This is a genomic window from Streptomyces sp. SID3212, assembly GCF_009865405.1.
Classification (GTDB): Bacteria; Actinomycetota; Actinomycetes; order Streptomycetales; family Streptomycetaceae; genus Streptomyces.
The window spans coordinates 1-4123 of sequence record NZ_WWJY01000871.1; the positions used below are offsets into that span (position 1 = coordinate 1).

The 4123-nt window shown below is 72.0% G+C and carries 3 protein-coding genes and 1 pseudogene; 2 read left to right on the forward strand and 2 right to left on the reverse strand.

Annotated elements, in window-relative coordinates; translation table 11 throughout:
• Nucleotides 1-672: cyclic nucleotide-binding domain-containing protein (locus GT042_RS26370; RefSeq protein ID WP_345943921.1), on the reverse strand; the 672-nt coding region annotated here is incomplete at its 3' end.
• On the reverse strand, nt 669-2327 hold the full coding sequence (locus GT042_RS26375) for an FAD-dependent oxidoreductase (RefSeq protein WP_161311228.1): 1659 nt from the start codon (nt 2325-2327) through the stop codon (nt 669-671). The genes GT042_RS26375 and GT042_RS26370, both read right to left, overlap by 4 nt.
• Before the next feature lie 268 nt (nt 2328-2595).
• Between GT042_RS26375 and GT042_RS26380 the strand changes: the two genes are divergently transcribed.
• Both GT042_RS26380 and GT042_RS26385 read left to right on the forward strand, forming a co-directional pair.
• On the forward strand, nt 2596-3852 hold the full coding sequence (locus tag GT042_RS26380) for an acyltransferase (RefSeq protein WP_345943922.1): 1257 nt from the start codon (nt 2596-2598) through the stop codon (nt 3850-3852).
• Between the two features lie 61 nt (nt 3853-3913).
• Nucleotides 3914-4123, forward strand: a pseudogene (locus tag GT042_RS26385) (hypothetical protein); the annotation flags it as partial.

Genomic DNA, 4123 nt, shown 5'->3' on the forward strand with positions numbered 1-4123 from the left:
CTCGACCAGGCCGCGCAGCCGGCTGCCGTCCAGCCGGCCGTCGGCGATCATGGCCAGCTTGTGGCGCATCCCCGCCACCCGCTCGCGCAGGGCCTCGGTGGCCCGCACGGCTGCCGCGGCCGGGTTGTTGAGCTCGTGGGTGAGGCCGGCGGACAGCGATCCGAGGGCGACCAGACGCTCCCGCTCCCCCACGATCATGTTGGCCGCGCGGGAGCCGAAGAACAGCCCCTCCAGCAGGTGGAGGGCCATCGGGAACCACGTCCGGATCGCGGTGGTGAAGTCGTCCGCCGACAGGACGAACAGCTCCACGTCGCTCACGGCCCGCATCGTGTTGCCGTACACCTGGTCCACCCGGTCGCCCAGATAGGCCTGCATGGCGCCGCTGTAGACGCCGCGCTGGTCGGTCCTGGTGACCTCGATGTCGTCGCCGTGCAGCCGCCGGTTGAGGGTGATCGCGCCGCTCAGCAGGACGAAGAAACAGGTGGCCGGCTCGCCCTCCTTGTAGACGGCGGTGCCGCCGTCCCGCCTCTCCACCCTGCCCCGCTCGGAGAGCCAGGCCAGTTGCTCGTCGTCCAGCGCCTCGAAGAGGAAGAGGGTGCGCAGTTCCGCGGGGCTCAGCCGTTCCTCGGGGGCCGCGGCCGGCGTGTCGGAAGAATGCTCTGAAGACGTCACTGTGCCTCCATGTAGCGATGGACCAGCGAGATGGCCATCGCGCCGTCACCCACGGCGGACGCGACGCGCTTGAGGGACGCCGCGCGCACGTCACCGGCGGCGAAGACCCCGGGAATGCTGCACTCCAGGTGGTACGGGTCTCTGGGCAGCGTCCAGTCGGCCGGCCGCTGTCCGCCGGCGAGCAGGTCGGGTCCTGTGACCACGAAGCCCAGCTCGTCGCGGACCACCACGCCGTCCAGCCATTCCGTCCGCGGCTCGGCGCCGATGAAGACGAACAGCCAGGACGTGCTGACGGTGTCCGTCGCACCCGACCGGGTGTCCCGGAGGGTCAGTTGCTGGAGGTGGCCGTCGCCCTTGCCGTCGACCACCTCGGTCCACGGGTGCAGGACGATGTTGTCGATGGCCTCGATCTGGTCGATCAGATAGCTGGACATCGACCGTCTCAGGTCACCGCCCCTGACCAGCATGTGCACCCGGTCCGCGTAGCGGGAGAAGTGGACGGCCGCCTGGCCCGCGGAATTGGCGCCGCCCACCATGTAGACCTCCTGGCCCTTGCAGGTGGGCGCCTCGGTGACGGCGGCCCCGTAGAAGACCCCGGCGCCGGCGAACTCCTCCAGGCCCGGCGCGTCGAGCCTGCGGTACGAGACCCCGGTGGCCAGGACGACCGTGTGCGCGGTGATGGAGGCGCCCTCGCCGAAGTGCAGCACCCGCCCGGAGCCGGCGGCCTCCATGCCGGTGACCTCGCGGGTGCTGAGGATCTCGGCCCCGAACTTCAGCGCCTGGCGGCGGGCCCGGTCGGTGAGCTGCGATCCCGACACGCCGTCCGGGAAGCCGAGATAGTTCTCGATACGGCTGCTCTGGCCGGCCTGTCCGCCGGTCGCGGCGCGCTCGACGAGGACCGTACGCAGGCCCTCGGAGGCGCCGTACACCGCGGCGCCGAGTCCGGCGGGGCCGCCGCCCACCACGACGAGGTCGTAGAAGTCGGACGTCGGTACGGTGCTCAGCCCGACGTGCGCGGCCAGTTCGCCGTCGGCCGGCGCCAGCAGCGACGTGCCGTCGGACGTGACGACCAGCGGCACGTCGGCGGCGGTGGCCCCGGCGGCGGCCAGCAGCCGCTCGCCCTCGGGCTCGTCGGCCTGGAGCCAGCGGTACGGGACCAGGTTCCGGGCGAGGAAGTCGCGTACCGCGAACGACGGCGCCGACCAGCGGTGTCCCACCACGCGGATCTCGGTGGCCGTCGTGTCGGGGGTGGCGAGCCAGGCGTCCAGCAGGGTGTCGATCACCGGATAGAGGTGCTCCTCCGGCGGGTTCCACGGCTTGAGGAGGTAGTGGTCGAGATCGACCACGTTGATCGCGTCGATGGCCGCGCCGGTGTCGGCGTACGCGGTCAGGAGCACGCGCCGGGCGCGCGGGAAGAGGTCCATCGCCGCTTCGAGGAACTCCAGGCCGTTCATCTGGGGCATGCGGTAGTCGGCGAGCATGATCGCGAGTTGTTCGCCGCGCAGCTTTATCTCGCGCAGCGCTTCCAGGGCGTCCGCTCCCGAGATGGCGCGCACCACGCGGTAGCGGTCGCCGTACCGGCGCCTGATGTCGCGCGCGACCGCCCGGGAGACCGCCGGATCGTCGTCCACGGTCAAGATCGTCGGATTCACCATGACACCGCACCACCCCTGGTCTGCTCTGCCGGCAGCTCCGCGCGAAGCACCGCGCGGTCGAGGCCGACGGCGTGATCGACTCCCCACATTACGCCGTCGACCCCCACCGGCGCCGTTTGTGTGTCTTCGGTGAAGCAACCTGAGAAGTCCATGAGGACCGCGTGCGGGACCGGTTTGTGGGCAGCGGCTCGGGGTGGACAGTATTCGAACAGCCCCGGCGACCAGGACAGGAACGGACAGATCGGGCGCGACCGGCACGCTGGGGGTGGTGCCCGTCCGGGTCGGGCGCGCGGCCGGGCACGGGTTTCCGTCGGCGCTGACCGGCGGGCGGATCGACGGGGTGGACGGGCTGCGGGCCCTCGCCGTCGCGGTGGTCATGGTCTACCACCTGGACGCCGACCTGCTGCCGGGCGGCGCCTTCGGTGTGGACGTCTTCTTCACCATCAGCGGGTTTGTCATCACCCGGCTGCTGCTGGCCGAGTTCGCCCGCGGCGGGACCGTGGCCATGGGCCCGTTCTACCGGCGCCGCTGGCTGCGGCTGGTGCCCGCCCTGCTGGCGCTGTGCGCGGTGTGCGCCGTGCTGGCCCTCACCACCGGCCTGCCGGGCTTCGACAACGCCTGGGCGTCGATCGCGCTGTCCGCGACGTTCCTGGTCAACATCGTCCGGGCCGGGGAGCCCGGCGCGTACTCGGACGACACCACACTCCTCGCCCACACGTGGTCGCTGGGGGTCGAGGAGCAGTTCTACCTGCTGTGGCCGCCGGTCCTGGTACTCCTCCTGCGGTGGGTCAGGCCGCGGACGGTGCTGATCGCGGCGGCCGTGCTGAGCGCGCTGCCCGTGTTCTGGCGGTGGTACCTGTGGGACCCGACCGCGGCCCACCGCATCTACAACGGCACCGACACCCGCGCGGACCAGCTCCTCGTCGGCGCGCTCCTGGCGATCGTGGTGGCCCGGCTGGACAAGGAGGACCGGCGGCTGGCCGCGCTGCGGCGCTGGTCGGGCCGGCTGGCGTGGCCCGCGCTCGGGCTCCTGGGCCTCCTCGTGTGGTACATCCCCGGCACCCACACCGGGGTGTGGACCGTGCCGCTCTACACGGTCGGTTTCCTGGTCACCGCCGTCCTGACGGCGACGGTCCTGGCGGCGCTCGACCTGTCGCCGCGCGCCCCGCTGGCCCGTGTGCTGTCCGTCGCGCCGCTGGTCTGGGTCGGGCGCAACCTGAGCTACGCCCTCTATCTCTGGCACTACCCGCTCGGGCGGCTGCTGGCCGGGCTGGGGGTCGACACCTGGCACACCCCGGCCACCCTCGCGGCCTCCTTCGGGGCCGCCACCGCGTCGTACTACCTGATCGAACGACCGCTGACGCGCCGCAAGCGAACGAAGCGGGCGGAACCGTCCCCGGACATCACGCCGCACGTGGCCGCTCCCGCCGTGCGTGGTGGTGCGGCTGCGCGTGGTGGTGCGGCTGCGCGTGGTGCTGCGGCTGCGCGTGACGGTGCGGCCGTGCGTGGCGGTCCGGCCGGCTGATCCCTCGACCCTCTACTTTCATCTCGTCATACCTCACATATCCGTACAGAACGAGGATGAGATGAGAGTCCGCGCCTTTGGTGCCAGAACCAGGACCGGCCGCCGGTTCCTGGCGTTGCTGCTGTCCCTCGCGGCGGGTCCGGCGGCGGTGCAGGTGCCGTCCGCCGCCGCCGCGTCGGCGCCCGCCGCGTGCGTGCCGTCCGTGCCGTACCGGTCCGGGCAGTCGGGTTACTTCACCTTCCGCATCCCCGCCGCGCTCCAGGTGCCCGGC